This is a genomic window from Winogradskyella endarachnes (genome assembly GCF_009741275.1).
Classification (GTDB): Bacteria; Bacteroidota; Bacteroidia; order Flavobacteriales; family Flavobacteriaceae; genus Winogradskyella; species Winogradskyella endarachnes.
This window is the reverse complement of record NZ_WOWS01000001.1, coordinates 340,214-358,671: the sequence shown is the minus strand read 5'-3', so window position 1 is coordinate 358,671 and position 18,458 is coordinate 340,214. Positions and strand designations below refer to the sequence as shown.

Here is an 18,458-nt window from a genome sequence, read left to right as displayed (position 1 = left end):
CATAGTTAGGCTTTCTCTAAACTATTTATATCATTAAAAAGTTGAATGCTATGTATTAAACGTTCTTTAATTATATTAGTTAACCGTTTATTTAGTGCAGATGAGTTTTTAATGTAGAGTTCGTATTCATCAACCGTAAATTGGCCTATAACCATGCCTTTTAATGAATTTCTAAATTTTATATCCTTCTGTATTGCGTTAGAAATATACTTTAATTGGTCTTCTAAACTTAGACTATAAAAAACATTTTTATGTTTTCTTATATAGTTTTTAAAAACGGCAATAATTAAATCATGTTGTAATTTAATAATAGGTCTCAATGTTTTATTTTGAAAAGCTTCTTCTGCACTTGTAGCATCATGTACTTTAGCTGATAATATTTGAGGTCTAATAGAAAGTAGATTATTTAATCTTGAAGCCATAATATGGTTATTAAGGATTAATTCGGAATTAAATTTAATCAATTAGAGAACGCATCAACTTATTGTAAAATTATCTTGTTAACGCTGTTATTAACATTGTGCATTTTAATATTTAAAAATGCAATGGTTTATAAAGGTTAGAACCGCAAGTATATCTTATCTTTAAGGTATAAAATAACTTTAAAAAAAACATTCAAACATATGAGATTTCATACAAGAAAATGGGTTAAACCCGAAGATTTAAATCCAAATGGTTCACTATTTGGCGGGCAACTATTAGCATGGATAGATGAAGAGGCTGCGCTTTATACTATAATTCAATTCGAAAATTCAAAAATCGTTACTAAGTTTATTTCTGAAATTAACTTTATGAGTTCTGCCGTACAAGGTGATATTGTAGAACTAGGAATAGATGTGGTTAAGTTCGGTAAATCTTCAATAACCCTAAAATGCGAAGCCAGAAATAAAATGACAAGAGAGACTATTTTAACGGTAGATAATATTGTAATGGTTAATTTAGGGGCAGATGGAAAACCAAAACCACATGGTAAAACTGAAATTGAATTTGTTAAAGATAGATTGGCTTAGTTCAACTATTTTTTATTTGCCTAAATCTAGTTCGTAAATTTCTAAATCAAAGTAATTAACGGCTGCTAACACGTGGTCAAAAATATCACCTATTATAAACTCATAGTTTTCCCAACGTTGGTCTTTGCTAAACGCGTATATTTCCATAGGAATTCCTTGAGTTGTAGGTTCTAGTTGCCTTACCATTAGGGTCATGTTCTTATTAATGGCCGAATGGTTTTCAATATAAGTTTGTAAATATTTTCTAAAAACACCAAAATTGGTAAGATTAATACCGTTAATTAAAACAGATTTATCAGCACCATGTTCAACATTATATTTGTTAATCTCAATTTCTTTGCGCTCAATATAATTAGTTACTAATTGAATTTTTTTTAGTTTAGCAATATCTTCAGGTTCTAAAAACTTAATAGTAGATACTTTTACTATTACAGAACGTTTAATGCGTCTTCCGCCAGAAGATAACATACCTCTCCAGTTTTTAAACGAATCTGATATTAATGCATAAGTTGGTATTGTAGTAATAGTTTTATCCCAATTCTGAACTTTTACAGTTGCTAAATTTATTTCGGTAACCTCACCGTCTGCTCCATATTTTTCAAAAGTAATCCAATCACCAATTCGAACCATATCATTAATTGATACCTGTATACTTGCAACAAAACCTAATATAGTATCCTTAAAAATTAATATAATAACAGCAGAAGCTGCACCTAAAGTCGTGGCAAATTCTAAGAAAGAAACACCGGTTACAATAGCAATTATTGAGAAAAAACCTAGCAGCCATGCAAAAATCATAAACACTTGTACATAGCTATCAATGGGTTTGTCTTTATAGCTAGGCAAGGTTTTAAGATAATCTTTTACAGAACTTAAAAGACTTCTTATAATTTGAAGGGTTAAAATTATGGTAATAACTTTAAGTGTTTTTTCAATAATATCTTGGGTGAATTCGAAGTCAGAAAATACCTGAGGCACAAACTCTATTAGGATTAATAATGGAATAATATGGGCAACATTTCTTGGGAGTTTGTTAGAAATTAAAATATTGTCAAAATTGGTTTTGGTGCGTTTAGCAACACTCGATGAAAATCTCCATAGCAGACGTTTCGTAACGTAATCTACAGCAAAAGCAATCATTGCTAAAGCTATAAGTAATCCAAGCATATTTAAATACTCAGACGTGTTTTTAGATAAACCTTTATCTATAAAAAAATCGTATAAAAAGTGTTTTATATTAAGCACGTTTTGTCTTTGTTAAATATTTTTTATCAATATAAAAAGTGCCAAAAGGTAGAACAGATGCAATTAAAACAATCCAAAGTGTGCGTGTAGTCCATTTCATATCAGAACTAATTAATACAGCCATTACCACATAAATCATAAATAAAATACCATGAGGCATTCCTAACATCTTTACATATTGAGGATCGTTATAAAACCATTTTAATGGCGATGCTATAAAAAGTAATAATAAATAAGATACACCTTCAAATAGTGCTACAATTCTAAAAAAGGGCAAAAGTTTTAACATCTTTATAATTTTAAAGCAAAAGTACTGTAGAATTAAAGAATACGTTTAGGATTTAACAGCTTTTAAGATTTTTTTTAAAACTATAATTCTTTAAGTATCTTTAACCGATTATTTCTATAATATATCAAACATTTTATGAAAAAAATCTTAACGTTATTGCTGTTTGCAGGCATTGTTTTGTCCTGTTCTACAGCTCAATCTGTAGGTAAAAAGAAAAGTAATGCTAAAGCAATACAGGTAAATGCAAAAACACCAGTAAAGAAAAAAGGAAAAATTAAAGATTATAGTAAGGTAATTACCAAAGATGCTATAACTGATACAGGTTTATTTAACGTTCATTTAATTGGTGAAAAGTACTTTTTTGAAATTCCTTTAAAGTATTTAAATACAGATATGCTTTTAGTAAGTCGTTTTGCAAAGTTGCCATCTAATTTAGGAGGTGGTTACGTTAATGCAGGTACAAAAACAAATACACGATTAATAAATTGGGAACGTTTTAAAGACAAAATTTTAATTAAAGAAAAATCATTTAGTGCAATTGCTGCAGATAGTTTGCCAATTAACGTTTCGGTCAAAGCCAATAATTACGAATCCACGTTATATGCTTTTGATATAAAAGCATTCTCAAAAGATTCAAGTGCTGTTGTTATTGATGTAAGCAGTTTTTATGGTTCTGATGTTAAATCTATCAGCGGATTGTCATCTAGATTGCGTTCGGCCTATAAGGTTAAAAATTTAGATAAATCTAGGAGTTTTATAAACTCTGTAAAAAGCTTTCCAGAGAATATAGAAGTGATTCAAGATTTTACCTATAATGCTGCTAAACCTCCTGTAAATACTGGTGATGAAACTATAAGTGTGCAAATGAATCAATCCATGATTCTATTACCAAAAACACCAATGCAACCAAGACTTTTTGATGAACGTGTAGGTTGGTTTACACTTAGTAAATACGATTATAGTAGTGAAGAATTAAAAGCAGATAGAAAGACCTATTTGAGACGATGGAAATTAATCCCTAAAGATATTGAAGCTTATAATAGAGGCGAGTTGGTAGAGCCAATTAAACCTATAGTGTATTATTTAGATCCTGCTACACCAATGAAATTTCGTTCTTATATGAAAGAAGGTATTGAACTTTGGCAGAAAGCATTTGAAGCAGCCGGATTTAAAAATGCAATTATCGCTAAAGATCCTCCAACTAAAGACGAAGACCCAGATTTTAGTCCAGAAGATATAAGATATTCTGTAGTAAGATATGTTGCAAGTACAACTAGAAATGCAACAGGACCAAGTGTAGCAGACCCAAGATCTGGTGAAATTATAGAAAGTGATATAATTTGGTATCACAACCATTTACGCTCGTACCGAAATCGTTATTTATTAGAAACAGGTGCAGCTAATCCATTGGCAAGAACACTTAATACACCAGATGAAGAAATTGGTGAAATGATGAAGATGGTCATTGCGCATGAAGTAGGCCATACACTAGGACTTCCACATAACATGAGTGCAAGTTATGCTTACGATGTAGAAAGTTACAGAGATGGTGCATTTACTCAACAAAACGGAATTGCTGCAACCATAATGGATTATGCACGTTATAACTACATTGCACAACCAGGAGATGAGAATATTAGATTTGTGAGACAACTAGGTCCTTATGATAATTATGCCATTAACTATGGTTACAGGTATATTGATTCTGCTAAGTCTGCTGATGATGAAAAGGAAATTCTAAACAGTTGGATTTTAGAAAAGGTTGGAAATCCTATTTATAAATTTGGAAAACAAAGTAGTCGTTTTGATCCTACTGCACAAACTGAAGATATTGGTAATAATAGTATTTTAGCAAGTACTTATGGACTTAAAAACTTAAAAATTGTTGCTAAAAATTTACCATCCTGGACATGTGATCAAACAGATAATTATGAGGATTTAGAAGAACTTTATGGCGAATTGCTTAGTGTTTGGAGTAGATATGTAGGTCATGTAGTTACACATGTAGGTGGTGTGGTAGAAGACACTAAAAATCCATCGCAAGAAGGTTCAGTGTATAATCCGGTTGATAAAGACTACCAAAAGTCCGCCATACAATGGTTGCATAGAAATGCATTTGAAACTCCAATGTTTTTAATAGATAAGTCTATTCTTCAAAATATAAATTATGCTGGCTACACCGAAAAAATTAGACGCTATCAAGCAAGACATTTAAATAATTTGCTCAGTTTTGAACGTGTAGGACGTTTAATAGATCACAATGCACTCGATTCTAAAAGTTATTCGGCACTAGAAATGCTTAGAGATTTACGTAAAGGAATTTGGTCAGAAACCAATAAGAGTTTAAATGTTTCAATTTTTAGACGTAACTTGCAACGTGTGTATTTAGATGCTATGTTTAAATTATTTACCGAAGATTTAGATCCAAATAGAAGCAGGCAATATTTTAATGTTAATCAATCTGATATTAGAGCATTGGTTAGAGGTGAGTTAAATGTAATAAAGAGAATGCTAACTTCGGCAGCTAGAACAAGTATAGATACTGAAACAGAATATCATTATAAAGATAGTATAGAAAGAATTAACACAATTTTAAATCCAAAATAACATGAAGAAATTAATTTCACTAGTATTTATTTTAAGTATTTCAGCAACTACTTTTGTATGCGCACAAGGTAAAAAAAGCCAAAAGGATATGTTTGAGTCTACATATCAAAACTCTAAAGAGTTAGTTAGCTCTAAGAAATTTGTTTATCAAGGAGATTTGGTTTTAGGAGAAGGAACACGTGAAAGTTTAACTGAAAATAATCAACTAAAAATTGATGGAGCTGAAGTCTCTGGTAATATATCAGCGCCAACATCTGAAAATAAAACTATTAATTTAGAAGGAGATATTGAAGATTACTCTGTTAATTTTAAAGATCAAATACAACAAATTTCTATTAATTTTAATGCCAATACAGATTCTGGATTGGTCTCTGTTAACATTGAAGTTAAACCTAACGGAAAAGCATTTTTAACTTTAACAAAAGAGGATGATACTACTGTTAAATGGACAGGTAGTTTAAATAACCTATAAGTATTTGGTTTTTATTTAATGACTTGAAGAATGTATTAGCAAGATAGTTGTTATATATTTTATATATTTGTACTTGTCTTATTGAAGATATACTACAAAAAATAGCTTTCCCACAAGTTATTGCACTAGACTCTAATACTATTCATTGTTAAGATAATTAACTTGTTTGCATTACAATATTTTCAAAAGCCCACAGATATTAATATTTAAAACTACGAATGGCTAAATCACAACAGACTTTTAGTAAAAGTGAAAAAGAAAAAAAACGATTAAAAAAACGCGAAGATAAGCGTAAAAAAATGGAAGCGCGTAAGCTTCAAAAAGAAGAGAATGGTTCTAGTGGAATTCCATTAGCTTATGTGGATCATAATGGTAATTTAACAGATACACCACCTGATCCTTCAATGAAAGTTAAGGTAAAAGCAGAGAACATTGTTATTGGTGTACCTCAAAAAGATGATTCAGAAGTTGAAGAGTTTGATCCAATTAGAAAAGGTAAAGTTTCATTTTATGACAATTCAAAAGGTTTCGGTTTTATTATTGATTCAGAAACTAACGAAAAACATTTTACACATGTAAGCAGTATTATAGATGACATTGCTGAAAATGATAATGTAACCTTTGAACTTGAAAAAGGACAACGTGGAATGAATGCTGTTAAAGTAAAACAAGCTTAACGTCATTATAGAAAAATTTAAAGCCATTATTTTAGTTAATAATGGCTTTTTTGTTAAATAAAGATTTTATATTAACTTGCAAATCTCAAATCTCAAATCTCAAATCTCAAATCTCAAATCTCAAATCTCAAAATCATGAAATCGTTAAAAATTATTTCTACATTGGTTTTAACCTGTACAATTTTACTTGGAGCAATTGCTCAAAATAAAACATCTAACAATGTTATTAAAGAGATAGATAATTCTCAGGCACTAACAACATTATCAAAATCAATTAAAAATGCTGACTTATTAGATTCGCTTAAAGAAGAAAATTTGTATACTATTTTTGCACCATCTAACGATGCATTTAATAAATTAACAAAAGATGCAAAAAATATCCTTCTGCAAACCGATAATAAAGAACAATTGCAAGAAGTTTTAAAATACCACATTATTATTGGTGATTTTAGTAAAGATAAAATTTTAAAAGCTATAAAAAAGGGTAGAGGAGAAGCTAAATTTAAGATGCTAAATGGAGGTCAATTAATAGCTTTAAAACAAAATGATAACATAATATTAAAAGATGAATCTGGTAATGTATCTACGTTGGTATTAACAGATAAAACATGTTCTAATGGTGTTATTCATATAATTGATACTTTAGTTATACCAAGCTTGTAATATTTGCGTTATAAGTTTAGGGTAAGAATTGGTACATTAGTAGGTTTTGCTAATTCTTAAAAGCACAAGTGTTTAACTTGTGCTTTTTTTATCAACTATTAATAAACAAACAAAAAATGAAGCCAAAATTAGTTGCAATAGCAGATAAATACCTCGTTGGAAATAAAAGTAGAATGCTACATGGACAGTATGCTAACATTGTAAGTCTTTGGAAAAAATTTAGACCAAGAAGCAAAGAAATTCTAAACAACTTAAATTCTGAATATATAGCCATTCAAGTTTATGAAGATTTCAATTCCACTGAAAAAGCATTTGATATATGGGCATGTGTAGAAGTTTCAGATTTTGAAAATATTCCTAAAGACATGCTAAAACTAACAATACTTAAGGGCTTGTATGCTGTGTTTAATCATAAGGGCATTAATGCAGCTGCCACATATCAAAGTATAATAACAGAATGGTTGCCAACTTCTGGATACAAAATTGATAATCGTCCTCATTTTCAAGTAATGGGAGAGCGTTATATTAATGGAAGTCCAGATTCTGAGGAGGATTTTTATGTTCCTATTTGTTCTAAATAGTGATAATTATTCTTTAATAAAAACATTAAATTTTACGGCTAAATTAGATGGTGCTATAAAATAGATTTTGTAAATTTACTAGTGAAATTTAACTTCTATTAGTAACTAAATCTGTTGTGAAATGAAGCATAAATCCTCACTATTATTTTTAGCAGTTTTACTGTTAATGTCTTGTAATCAAACCAATGATAAGACGATACGTCATGAAGAAAAGGCTCATGCAAATTTAGATAATGAGCATAATCATTGGACTTATGTTGGCGAAACTGGACCTGAGCATTGGTCTGAGATTGAAAAACAATCTGACTGTGATGGAAAACGGCAATCTCCTATAAACATTTTAGATATTGATGTTGTAGAAGATGCTTCATTAAAGCCTATTGAAACCCATTATTCTAGTCATGTAAAAATTCATGAAGTCACTAATAATGGACATTCAATTCAATATAATTTTGAAAAGGGTGATTTTATTTCTTTAGAAGGAAATGATTATGAGTTAAAACAAATTCATTTTCATGAACCTTCAGAACATACTATAAATGGTATTCGGTATCCTTTAGAGATGCATTTAGTGCACGCTAATAAGGATAATAAGATTGCTGTAATAGCAGTAATGGCTAAAGAAGGAGAAAGCAGTGAGGCTTTTACCTTTTTAGAAAATTATCTTCCTATTTATAATGGAGATACTAAACAAATTGATAAAGATTTTGATATCAATCTAAATTTACCAAAAAATAAGACATACTATTCTTATGGAGGCTCTTTAACAACGCCACCTTGTACAGAGGACGTATCTTGGTTTGTATTTAAGGACCCAATTACCGTGTCTTTAGAGCAAGTAATGGAATTGCAAAAATTAATGCCTGTAAATAATTATAGAAATACACAACCTATAAATGGAAGAATAGTTCACCAAAGTAGCACGCAAATAGGTAAGATGTAAACTTATTATAGATACTAAACAAAATTTAAAACCCAACCCTAAAATTGCAACCGCTTTTGTAATTACTGCAGCCAAAGGCCGTTTTTCCTTTTAAAATTTTACCTGTTTTACATTTAGGGCACGCATCTCCAGCTTGTAATGGTGGTTGTTTTGCAACTTGTTTTGGTTCAAATTTTAATTTAAAATTATCATCAAATCGTAATAAGCCTTCAGACACTTGTCCTTCAATTTTAAAGCCTTTTAAATTTACTGTAGAGCCTTTAGATAGTAAGCGTATATATTGTTTTTCAGAAATTTTCTTCTCACCAAAACTAAATGGCAAGGTAAAATCACAAGACTTACCATAAAGATTGCAACCATAAGCTGTTTTACCTTTTAAAAGCTGACCATTTTTACATTTAGGACAAGAATTACCTACTAAAGTTGTTGGTTTAGTTTTGGTTTTTGCTTTTCCGTTTCCTGCAGGTTTATTGTTTATAGCAGATATTCTAGTTTGTACTTTTTCGCTACGGACCTCGTAGACTAAAGCATCAACCATACGTTTCATGCCTCTAATAAAGGCACTTGCGCTGAATTCTCCTTTTTCAATATCTTTTAATTGCTTCTCCCAAGAACCTGTAAGTTCTGCAGATTTTAAAAGTTCATTCTGAATGGTGTCAATTAATTGTATGCCAGTTATTGTTGGTAAAATCTGTTTTTTGTTTCGCTTAATATATTTACGCCTAAAAAGTGTTTCAATGATGTTTGCACGGGTTGATGGACGACCAATACCATTTTCTTTCATTAAATCCCTTAATTCTTCATCTTCTACTTGCTTGCCTGCGGTTTCCATAGCACGCAGAAGGGAAGCTTCAGTGTATTGATTAGGTGGCTTGGTTTGTTTTTCTAAAAAGGAAGGTTTGTGTGGTCCTTTTTCACCTTTAACAAAAGTGGGTAGTAATTTATCTTTTGATGTATTAGAAGAAGAAGTTCCATCTTTCTTTTCAAAAACAACACGCCAACCTTTAGAAAGTATTTCTTTTCCTGTAGTTTTAAAATTTACGTCTGAAGCTTTGCCAATTACTGTGGTGTTAGATACCTTACAATCGTCATAGAAAACTGCAATAAAACGTTTTACTATAATATCATAAACTTGTTGTTCGTTGTATTGTAAATGTGTTTGTATTCCGGTAGGAATAATAGCATGGTGATCGGTAACTTTTTTATCGTTAAAAACACGAGAAGACTTTTTAATCTTTTTGTTTAAAATAGATTCTGTAAGATAAGAGTAATCAGTTAGTTTAGATAAAATGCCTTTTACTTTAGGGTAAACATCATTTGGTAAAAAAGTGGTATCAACTCTTGGATAGGTAACTGCTTTTTTTTCGTATAATTTCTGAGCTATTTTTAGTGTATCATCTGCTGAAAATCCAAATTTAGTATTACAATACACTTGTAAACCTGTAAGGTCAAAAAGTTTTGGAGCATATTCTGTTCCTTTCTTTTTTGTGATTGAAACAATCTCAAATTCATCTTCTTTTACCTTGTTAGCTAATTTTTCGCCATCTTCCATTTTAAGAAAACGCCCTTCTTCGTAACTAAAAAGTGTATCTTTATATAATGTTTGTAACTCCCAATACGGTTGTGGTACAAAGTTTTCAATTTCCTTAAACCGATTTACAAGCATCGCTAGAGTAGGTGTCTGTACGCGTCCAACAGATAAGACTTGCTTGTAACCGCCATGTTTAACAGTATAAAGTCGTGTGGCATTAATACCTAACAGCCAATCGCCAATGGAGCGCGAAAAACCTGCATAATACAAATTATCATAATTTTCTGCAGGTTTAAGATTTTTAAATCCTTCTTTAATAGCTTCAGTAGTTAACGAAGAAATCCATAATCGTTGAACTTTTCCTGTATAATTTGCTTCATTAATTACCCAACGTTGAATAAGCTCTCCTTCTTGGCCAGCATCACCACAGTTTATAACAACTTCGGCTTTATCAAATAAACTTTTTACAATATTAAATTGCTTTTTAATGCCATCATTATTAGCTACTTTAACCTTAAACTTTTCTGGTAACATTGGTAAATTGTTTAAATCCCAGCTTTTCCAATAAGGCTTGTAATCTGCAGGTTCAAACAGAGTACAAAGGTGACCAAAGGTGTAAGTTACTGCATAACCGTTACCTTCAAAGTAACCATCTCGTTTGGTGGTAGCTCCTAATACAGCGGCAATTTCTCTGGCAACACTTGGTTTTTCTGCAATACAAACTTTCAAAAATTGTAAATTTTAAGGACTGCGAAAATACAGAATTTTATAAACAGGAAGTAAAATATTTACGGTTCTAAAACTAATTTCTGACCAATTTTTAATGTCGTAGATTGATTTATAGAGTTTGTTTTACAGAGTCTTGCTAGTGACATGTGGTTTCGTCTAGAAATACCATAAAGGGTATCTCCTTTTTTAACAACGTAAAATTTTGGTTGTTGTGTTAAACTAAGTAGAGCAGCTTCATCCTCAGATTTAATAACCTTTATAGGGCTTACTCGTTTGGAGTTATGAAACCTAGCGTGCGTCCATTTTTGAGTCACCCAAATACGTTGTGCTCTTATGGTGTTTTTATCTGAAAAATCGAATAAATATTCTGGGTGAATTGGATGACCTTTATAACTTAATTCTAAATGTAAATGACTGCCTCTAGAATTACCTGTATTACCACCTTTTCCTAGGTATTCGCCCTTTTTTATAGAGTCGTTAGCTTTTGCATTAATATGAGATAAATGGGCATAAGTAGATTCTAAACCGTTATAATGTCTCACTACAACCACGTTACCAAATCCTCTAGAGTATTTTGCTATTCTAACCACACCATCTAAAATAGCAACAACGCTATCGCCAGTAACTAAATCAATATCAATACCGTTATGCGGACGACCTCTTCGCCAACCATAATGAGATGTTACCACTTTTGTATGTGGCACAGGTGAAGCAAAAGTACTGTCTGTAAATTCTATTTCTAAAGGATATTTTTGAATTACTTCTCTATAAGGATTGTGATTGGTATTATCCCAAAATTCTCCTGTTATATCCGTAGAAGTTGTAACTGTTTCAGATCTAGAAACTAAAGGAATGGTAATGTAAGTGTTAAGGTTACTCTTATTTAATTTTAAAGGATGTAATTCAATTTTAATAACGTTTTGTACGGAATCACTCTGTGCAAAAATGCAACAAATAGAACATATAAAAGCAATAAAGAAAAAGATGTTTTTCATAGAGGGATATGTAATCTAACAAACTTTAAAAACGTAAAGATATAATAATTATTATTTCTAGATAAAATTTAAAATTCAACCGAGTTTGATGAAAAAAATCTAGGGAAATCAGCAATTTCAATACATATCAATTGGCTTCTTACTTTTTTTGTGTAGGAAAGTGTTGTAAATTTGCATCTTCAAAATAAAACCCTAAACTATATTTATGTCTCAACCAAATCAAGCTGTTCAAGAAAAGAAAACGGATAAAGAGTTATATGATTACCAACAAGGTGCTATAAAACAAATATTTGAAAAGTTTGACACAGAACGTGATGATTACCATTTATTATACCAGTTACCAACAGGTGGTGGTAAAACAGTAATCTTCTCTGAAATGGTGCGCCAATACCTAAAAAACCACAATAAAAAGGTATTAATAATGACGCATAGAGTGGAACTTTGTAACCAAACCGCTAAAATGCTAGATGGTTTTGGTGTGACTAACAAAGTTGTTAATAGTAAGGCTAATTTAGATGACCAAGCAGAGTATTCTTGCTTTGTGGCTATGGTAGAAACCTTAAATAATAGATTAAATGACGACATGTTAGATATTTCTGATGTTGGTTTAGTTATTATTGATGAGGCGCATTATAACTCCTTTACAAAACTGTTTAAGTTTTTTGAAAAATCTTTTATTCTTGGTGTTACGGCAACACCTTTAAGTTCTAATAAAGATTTGCCTATGAAGGATAATTACGATGAACTTATTACAGGTGAAACAATAGCAAATCTTATAGAAAATGAGTTTTTGGCTAGAGCAGAAACCTATGCATATGACATGGGTTTAACCTCTTTAGAAGTAGGTTCTAATGGAGATTATACGGTTAAATCTTCAGAAGATTTATACTCGAGTCCTGCCATGTTACAAAAACTATTAGATGCCTATAAAAAGCATTCTCTAGGTAAAAAAACTTTAATTTTTAATAACGGAATTAACACGTCAATTAATGTGTATTATGCTTTTAAAGAAGCAGATTTACCAATAATGCACTTAGATAATACAGCAACTAAAAAACAGCGTAAGCAAATTTTAAAATGGTTTCATGAAACACCAGATGCCATTTTAACGTCTGTAAGTATTTTAACAACTGGTTTTGATGAGCCAACCATTGACACTATTATATTAAATAGAGCTACAAAATCGTTGACCTTGTATTACCAGATGATTGGTCGTGGTTCTCGTATTCTAAATAATAAAACAAAATTTACTACCATTGATTTAGGTAATAATCTTTATCGCTTTGGACCTTGGGGAGCAGATTTAGATTGGCAAACCATTTTTAATTCGCCTAATTGGTTTGCAGACCGTATTAAAGATGATGAAGTAATAGAGGCTAATTTTAAGCACGATCTTTCAGAAGAGGTAAAAGAAGAATTTTCTAAATCTGAAGAAACGTATTTTGATATTAAGCAAACCTACAAAGATGCCGTAGCTAAAGGAGAATCATCTAAAGTGGTTTTAGAACGTTCTATAGAACAACATGCTAAAATTTGTATAGAAAACAGTGAGGATGTCTATGATGCTTTGGCTTTAGCAAAATTGTTAAAAGATGATATAAATCAACGTATAGAAACCTATGCTAAATGTATTAGTAGAAGTACGTATAATTTCTTAAAATGGTTAAAAGACGATTATCAGAAGAAATTAAATTCTTATCTAAGAACTAATTTTGATGAAAAGTTTGAAGAAATTCATGGTTATCCTCCTGAAGATTAACATATAGCATTAAATATGTACTACTAATTTATTGTTATATGAGCGAAAAACAAATAAATGAGCCTGAAGATATTTCTTTAGATGACATTGAAAAATGTATTGCTACTTTAGAGCGTTTAGTAAAGAATACCAATCAAATATTTGAAATTCCTAAACCACAACGAACGGCTTTAATTAAAGCTTCTGGGCAATTATCTCGCCCAAGTAGAGAAGAGTTTTCGCGTCGTAAAAAAGATGCTAAAAAAGCGGCAAAACGAAAGCAAGCCGCACGAGATAGACATGCGCGTAAAGAAACAGGTATTAGAAGTGCAAGAGAAGCGCATGTTTTTGTAGCACCTAAACTATTGCCAGAAGCCGATTTAAAGGCAAAAGAACAGTTAGAATTAGAATCTCCTAGAAACTGTTATGTATGTAAAACACTGTATACAAAACTGCATCACTTTTATGATACCATGTGCCAAGAATGTGGTGATTTTAATTACGCTAAACGCTTTCAAACTGCAGATGTAAAAGGCCAAGTAGCTGTAATTACTGGTTCTCGCTTAAAAATTGGATATCACATTACTTTAATGTTATTGCGTGCTGGTGCTACTGTAATTGCTACTACGCGTTTTCCTGTAGATTCTGCTTTGCGTTTTTCTAAAGAAGAGGACTTTACAGAATGGGGACACCGATTAAAAATTCACGGTTTAGATTTAAGACATATTCCTAGTGTAGAAATCTTCTGTAATTTTATTGAGCAACGTTATGAGAAATTAGATATTCTTATAAATAATGCAGCGCAGACGGTAAGACGTCCAGCAGGATTTTATAGTCATCTCATGCCAAATGAAGAACGACCAATAGAAGAATTACCAAAATTTGCACGCGATTTACTGAAGGATCATACCGAATGTTTACAAGAATTAAAAGAATTAACACCAGGCGCATCTTCTAATAAAAATATGCCTGTAACTTGGCATGGACCAGAACCAGGCATTGGTTTGCGTTCGTCGGCTAAACTGTCGCAAATTCCATACAGTTTTGATAACACTTTAGTAGCGCAAGAGGTATTTCCTGAAGGAAAATTAGATGCCGATTTACAACAAATAGATTTAAGAAAAACAAACAGTTGGCGCTTAAAATTAGGTGAAATTGAGACCACAGAAATGATAGAAGTACAGTTAGTAAATTCTGTAGCACCTTTTGTTTTGTGTAATCGTTTATCTGAAGTAATGAAGAAAGAGAACACTGGTAAAAAGCACATTATCAATGTTTCAGCAATGGAAGGAAAGTTTCATACGTTTTTTAAAGAAGATCGTCATCCACATACCAATATGGCTAAAGCGGCTTTAAATATGTTAACCCATACTTCAGCTGGTAGTTTAGCCAAACATGGTATTTATATGAATGCCGTAGATACAGGTTGGGTAACTGATGAAGATCCTGCAGAACTCGCAAAACGCAAACAAGAGTTGCACGATTTTCAACCACCTTTAGACATTGTAGATGGTGCAGCTAGAGTAATGGATCCTTTATTTGATGGTATTAATACTGGTAAACATTGGTCTGGTAAATTCTTAAAAGATTATCGACCTATCAGTTGGTAATTAGAAATTTTAGTTCCTATTATTACTTCTAAAAGACTGTTAATGCTATTGTTAATTTAATGTTTTAATAGTATCTTTAGTACATTATGTACAAGAATTCATTATTTAAACCATTACATTTAATTTTAGTATTAGTTTTTACAATTGTATTATGGAGTTGTAAATCTAATAGCGTTTCTTCAAGTAAAACACGCTTAGATGACATTAACAAGTTACAAATGTTAATGGATAGAGATGCTTATTACATAGATATAGAAGTTGTATATCCATTAAATACCTTGGCTACACAGCAAGTTGCAAATGCTTTGTTGTTGTCTAGGACTGGTAATAATGCAAGTAGAATCGATGTTTCGGGAGATGGTCATTTTGTACAAATAAAGTCGGATTCTGTAAAAGGAAATTTATCGTTTTTTGGAGAAAGACGCTTAAGTGGCGGGCATTATGGTGGTACCAATGGTGGTATTGTGTTTAATGGTTTACCTAAAGATTATCTAAAAGGAATTAATGAAAAGAAACGAAAACTAGAGATAAAATTCACCACGAATCAGGAAGATGAAATTTCCGAGAATTACGAAGTTAAAATAGAGATATTTCCTAATAATAAGGTTAATGTAAACATAGCATCAACTTTTAAAAGCTTTATAAATTATTCAGGAACGCTAAGGGATGACATTGTCTTTCAATAACCAATTTTGGTGTTCTTTTTTACTACCTTAAAAATCATTTATATTTTACCAATAATTCTATTGTTTATACAAAGGACAAATTACCTTTGCACCACAATAAATAAACTATGGCTACATTTTCAGAATTAGGAATTCATAAATCATATATTAAAGGTCTAAAAGAGCTAAACATTGTTAAGCCTACTGAAATACAAGAAACTGTAATTCCTGTTTTACTAGAATCTAAAACAGATTTAATTGGTTTAGCACAAACAGGTACTGGTAAAACAGCAGCTTTTGGTTTACCTGTTTTACATGCTATTGATACTTATAATTCTAGTGTGCAGGCTTTAATTATTGCACCAACAAGAGAGTTGGTACAGCAAATTCAGAAACAATTATTTAGGTTTACAAAGTATATAGAACATAAAATATTTGCTGAAGGTGTTTATGGTGGCGAAAAAATAGATAAACAGATTAATAAACTGAAGAGAACTACTCATATTATTGTAGCAACACCTGGTCGTTTACTCGATTTAATAGAACGAGGTGCTGTAGATATTTCTAAAATTAAAATTTTGGTTTTAGATGAAGCTGATGAAATGCTAAGCATGGGTTTTAAAGAGGATTTAAATAAAATCTTAAAGTTTAATACCTCTCGAAGAAATACTTGGTTGTTCTCAGCAACTATGCCTGTAGAAATTAAAAATATCATAAAAAACTACATGTCACCAAACGCAGTTAGAGTAGAAGTGAACAAAAATGCATTGGTAAACGAGAATATTTCACATCATTATATACAAACGACGATTAAGGATAAAGTGAATATGATTATTCGCATTTTAGATAAGCGTCCAGATGAACGAGGAATTATTTTCTGCAGAACTAAAGCTGGTGCAAAAGCGCTGTCAGAACAATTACAACATGAAGGTTTTGCCGTTGGCGCATTAGAAGGTGATATGCAACAAAAAGAACGTGATAAAGTAATGCGTGCTTTTAAAAATGAAAGTTTGCAAGTCCTTATTTCTACTGATGTTTCGGCAAGAGGTATCGATGTTAATAATCTTGGGTTTGTGTTGCATCATCAGTTACCAGAGCATATAGATTATTACACACACAGAAGTGGTAGAACCGCAAGAGCTGGTAAAACCGGGCAATCTATTGCATTGATTATTCCTGGTGAAATGCAAAAAGTTATTGATACGCAAAAGGCTTTAGGTATTGTGTTTAGAGAGATTACTATGTAGTTTCCGTAAGTTTTAGGGCCTTCTTGTCATTTCGACGGCGTGAGGAACGAACGACGAGAAATCACATTACATAATTCTAAATTTACTATACAATTCATTTATAAGCTTATAGGATGAGATTCCTCTTCGTTCCTCATTCGGAATAACAAATCCAATTAAATAATCCATTTAACGAAAATTACTTCCTCACAATTCAAGTACAAAAATCATAGCTTAGAGCAGCAGAAAATTGCATTTCAATTTTTAAGTACTATCTTGTCTGTCTAAATAAACTATATACAACGATATAACAGCAATGAAATCATTCACAATTGAGGAGATTAATGCCTTTGTAAACGGCGAAGTTGTAGGTTCTACAACTCATAAAATCACAGGATTAGAACAAATTCAAAATGCTACCGAAAATCAAGCCACCTTTATAGGTAACCGAAAATTCGCAAAACTTTGGCCAGAATCTAAAGCGAGTTTAGCTATTGTAAATGATAATTTAGATATAGAACCAGGTGAAAATAGAGTCTTAATTAAAGTAAAAAATGCCGACTTAACTATGGCACAATTACTAGAATCTTTTACACCAGAAGCGCCTCATTTTGAAACTGATATTCATCCTGCAGCTAACATTGATGCTACTGCTAAAATTGGTAATGGAAGTAGAGTAGGTGCTGGTGCTTACATTGGAAAAAACGTGGTTATAGGCGATAATGTTACCATTTACCCTAACGTGACCATTTTAGATGATACTACCATTGGAGCGCATACTACGATTTGGTCTGGGACTATAATTAGAGAGCGTTCTGTTATTGGTAGTCATTGTATTTTTCATAATAATGTAAGTATTGGTGCCGATGGTTTTGGTTATCGTCCAAGTGAAGATGGAAGAGGACTTGTGAAAATTCCGCATATAGGAAACGTAGTCATTGGTAATGGTGTAGAAATAGGTGCCAATTCTTGTGTGGATCGTGGTAAGTTTAGTTCTACTATTTTAGGCGATGGTTGTAAAATTGATAATTTGGTTCAAATTGCGCACAACTGTGTCCTTGGTCGTTCTTGTATTATGGCAGGAAACTCTGGTCTGGCAGGTTCTGTAACCTTAGGTGATGGTGTAGTTATAGGAGGAAGCGCTTCTATAAAAGACCATACCACTATTCATTCTGGTGCAACCGTTGGTGCAGGTTCTGGCGTTATGAATGATGTTGAAGCCGGAAAAACAGTTTTGGGTTATCCTGCTGTAGATTCTAGGGAAATGTTGAAACAATGGGTGGCGCTTAGAAAATTAGCGCGCTAAACTTCAAACATAAATACAATTTAATCGTCACTTCGAGTGAAATTCGTTTTTTAAAATTTTGTATTGAGAAGCATCTAGTGAATAAAGGTTCTCGATACAAATTTGCTATTTCAAATTCACTCGAACTGACGTCTAATTCTTCATTTCAACAAAAAAGTTGAAACACTCAAA

The 18,458-nt window shown here is 31.6% G+C and carries 17 protein-coding genes; 12 read left to right on the top strand and 5 right to left on the bottom strand.

What is annotated here, in order from left to right:
* Positions 1-5: 5 nt before the first annotated feature.
* Positions 6-422: a glyoxalase gene (locus GN138_RS01645; protein ID WP_157361572.1), complete on the bottom strand. Its 417-nt coding sequence runs from the start codon at positions 420-422 to the stop codon at positions 6-8.
* A gap of 201 nt (positions 423-623) precedes the next feature.
* On the opposite strand from GN138_RS01645, the gene GN138_RS01640 reads away from it, so the two are divergent.
* Positions 624-1,010, top strand: coding sequence for an acyl-CoA thioesterase (locus GN138_RS01640; RefSeq protein WP_157361571.1), 387 nt, complete (start codon positions 624-626; stop codon positions 1,008-1,010).
* A 12-nt stretch (positions 1,011-1,022) separates the two neighbouring features.
* Here GN138_RS01640 and GN138_RS01635 read toward each other — a convergent pair whose 3' ends face one another.
* Entirely contained in the window at positions 1,023-2,255 is a 1,233-nt protein-coding gene (locus GN138_RS01635; protein ID WP_317162693.1) for a mechanosensitive ion channel family protein, read from the bottom strand.
* Positions 2,248-2,544: a DUF3817 domain-containing protein gene (locus GN138_RS01630; RefSeq protein WP_157361570.1), complete on the bottom strand. Its 297-nt coding sequence runs from the start codon at positions 2,542-2,544 to the stop codon at positions 2,248-2,250. Before GN138_RS01630 ends, GN138_RS01635 begins: the two co-directional genes overlap by 8 nt.
* Before the next feature lie 135 nt (positions 2,545-2,679).
* Here GN138_RS01630 and GN138_RS01625 point away from each other — a divergent pair, with 135 nt between their 5' ends.
* From GN138_RS01625 to GN138_RS01600, 6 genes are all read left to right on the top strand, one after another.
* The gene (locus GN138_RS01625; protein WP_157361569.1) at positions 2,680-5,151 is read left to right on the top strand and encodes a zinc-dependent metalloprotease; all 2,472 of its coding nucleotides are present in this window, start codon (positions 2,680-2,682) and stop codon (positions 5,149-5,151) included.
* A gap of 1 nt (position 5,152) precedes the next feature.
* The gene (locus GN138_RS01620) at positions 5,153-5,623 is read left to right on the top strand and encodes a DUF4251 domain-containing protein (RefSeq protein ID WP_157361568.1); all 471 of its coding nucleotides are present in this window, start codon (positions 5,153-5,155) and stop codon (positions 5,621-5,623) included.
* A 218-nt stretch (positions 5,624-5,841) separates the two neighbouring features.
* Positions 5,842-6,300: a cold-shock protein gene (locus tag GN138_RS01615; protein WP_157361567.1), complete on the top strand. Its 459-nt coding sequence runs from the start codon at positions 5,842-5,844 to the stop codon at positions 6,298-6,300.
* 135 nt (positions 6,301-6,435) lie between these two features.
* A complete protein-coding gene (locus GN138_RS01610; RefSeq protein WP_157361566.1) occupies positions 6,436-6,963 on the top strand; it encodes a fasciclin domain-containing protein in 528 nt (175 codons plus the stop codon).
* A gap of 116 nt (positions 6,964-7,079) precedes the next feature.
* The gene (locus tag GN138_RS01605) at positions 7,080-7,544 is read left to right on the top strand and encodes a GyrI-like domain-containing protein (protein WP_157361565.1); all 465 of its coding nucleotides are present in this window, start codon (positions 7,080-7,082) and stop codon (positions 7,542-7,544) included.
* Between the two features lie 121 nt (positions 7,545-7,665).
* Positions 7,666-8,487, top strand: coding sequence for a carbonic anhydrase (locus tag GN138_RS01600; RefSeq protein WP_157361564.1), 822 nt, complete (start codon positions 7,666-7,668; stop codon positions 8,485-8,487).
* Positions 8,488-8,512: 25 nt separating this feature from the next.
* Here the strand turns inward: GN138_RS01600 and GN138_RS01595 are convergent, their stop codons facing one another.
* Entirely contained in the window at positions 8,513-10,747 is a 2,235-nt protein-coding gene (locus tag GN138_RS01595) for a type IA DNA topoisomerase (RefSeq protein ID WP_157361563.1), read from the bottom strand.
* Between the two features lie 59 nt (positions 10,748-10,806).
* The gene (locus tag GN138_RS01590; RefSeq protein WP_157361562.1) at positions 10,807-11,742 is read right to left on the bottom strand and encodes a M23 family metallopeptidase; all 936 of its coding nucleotides are present in this window, start codon (positions 11,740-11,742) and stop codon (positions 10,807-10,809) included.
* A 205-nt stretch (positions 11,743-11,947) separates the two neighbouring features.
* Between GN138_RS01590 and GN138_RS01585 the strand changes: the two genes are divergently transcribed.
* The 5 genes from GN138_RS01585 (at position 11,948) to lpxD (ending at position 18,287) form a co-directional block, all read left to right on the top strand.
* Positions 11,948-13,501 carry a DEAD/DEAH box helicase gene (locus GN138_RS01585; RefSeq protein ID WP_157361561.1) on the top strand — a complete coding sequence of 518 codons (1,554 nt, stop codon included), beginning with the start codon at positions 11,948-11,950 and terminating at the stop codon, positions 13,499-13,501.
* A 38-nt stretch (positions 13,502-13,539) separates the two neighbouring features.
* Positions 13,540-15,090, top strand: coding sequence for an SDR family oxidoreductase (locus GN138_RS01580; protein ID WP_157361560.1), 1,551 nt, complete (start codon positions 13,540-13,542; stop codon positions 15,088-15,090).
* Between the two features lie 86 nt (positions 15,091-15,176).
* The gene (locus GN138_RS01575; RefSeq protein WP_157361559.1) at positions 15,177-15,776 is read left to right on the top strand and encodes a DUF4251 domain-containing protein; all 600 of its coding nucleotides are present in this window, start codon (positions 15,177-15,179) and stop codon (positions 15,774-15,776) included.
* 107 nt (positions 15,777-15,883) lie between these two features.
* The gene (locus GN138_RS01570) at positions 15,884-17,002 is read left to right on the top strand and encodes a DEAD/DEAH box helicase (RefSeq protein WP_157361558.1); all 1,119 of its coding nucleotides are present in this window, start codon (positions 15,884-15,886) and stop codon (positions 17,000-17,002) included.
* Positions 17,003-17,297: 295 nt separating this feature from the next.
* Positions 17,298-18,287, top strand: coding sequence for a UDP-3-O-(3-hydroxymyristoyl)glucosamine N-acyltransferase (lpxD, locus tag GN138_RS01565; RefSeq protein ID WP_157361557.1), 990 nt, complete (start codon positions 17,298-17,300; stop codon positions 18,285-18,287).
* The last annotated feature ends 171 nt before the right edge of the window (positions 18,288-18,458 follow it).

Coding starts and splice junctions, on each gene's coding strand:
- GN138_RS01640 (WP_157361571.1), top strand. CDS start 624: ATGAGATTTCATACAAGAAAATGGGTTAAACCCGAAGATTTAAATCCA.
- lpxD (WP_157361557.1), top strand. CDS start 17,298: ATGAAATCATTCACAATTGAGGAGATTAATGCCTTTGTAAACGGCGAA.
- GN138_RS01615 (WP_157361567.1), top strand. CDS start 5,842: ATGGCTAAATCACAACAGACTTTTAGTAAAAGTGAAAAAGAAAAAAAA.
- GN138_RS01605 (WP_157361565.1), top strand. CDS start 7,080: ATGAAGCCAAAATTAGTTGCAATAGCAGATAAATACCTCGTTGGAAAT.
- GN138_RS01625 (WP_157361569.1), top strand. CDS start 2,680: ATGAAAAAAATCTTAACGTTATTGCTGTTTGCAGGCATTGTTTTGTCC.
- GN138_RS01585 (WP_157361561.1), top strand. CDS start 11,948: ATGTCTCAACCAAATCAAGCTGTTCAAGAAAAGAAAACGGATAAAGAG.
- GN138_RS01610 (WP_157361566.1), top strand. CDS start 6,436: ATGAAATCGTTAAAAATTATTTCTACATTGGTTTTAACCTGTACAATT.
- GN138_RS01570 (WP_157361558.1), top strand. CDS start 15,884: ATGGCTACATTTTCAGAATTAGGAATTCATAAATCATATATTAAAGGT.
- GN138_RS01600 (WP_157361564.1), top strand. CDS start 7,666: ATGAAGCATAAATCCTCACTATTATTTTTAGCAGTTTTACTGTTAATG.
- GN138_RS01620 (WP_157361568.1), top strand. CDS start 5,153: ATGAAGAAATTAATTTCACTAGTATTTATTTTAAGTATTTCAGCAACT.
- GN138_RS01645 (WP_157361572.1), bottom strand. CDS start 422: ATGGCTTCAAGATTAAATAATCTACTTTCTATTAGACCTCAAATATTA.
- GN138_RS01575 (WP_157361559.1), top strand. CDS start 15,177: ATGTACAAGAATTCATTATTTAAACCATTACATTTAATTTTAGTATTA.
- GN138_RS01590 (WP_157361562.1), bottom strand. CDS start 11,742: ATGAAAAACATCTTTTTCTTTATTGCTTTTATATGTTCTATTTGTTGC.
- GN138_RS01580 (WP_157361560.1), top strand. CDS start 13,540: ATGAGCGAAAAACAAATAAATGAGCCTGAAGATATTTCTTTAGATGAC.
- GN138_RS01630 (WP_157361570.1), bottom strand. CDS start 2,544: ATGTTAAAACTTTTGCCCTTTTTTAGAATTGTAGCACTATTTGAAGGT.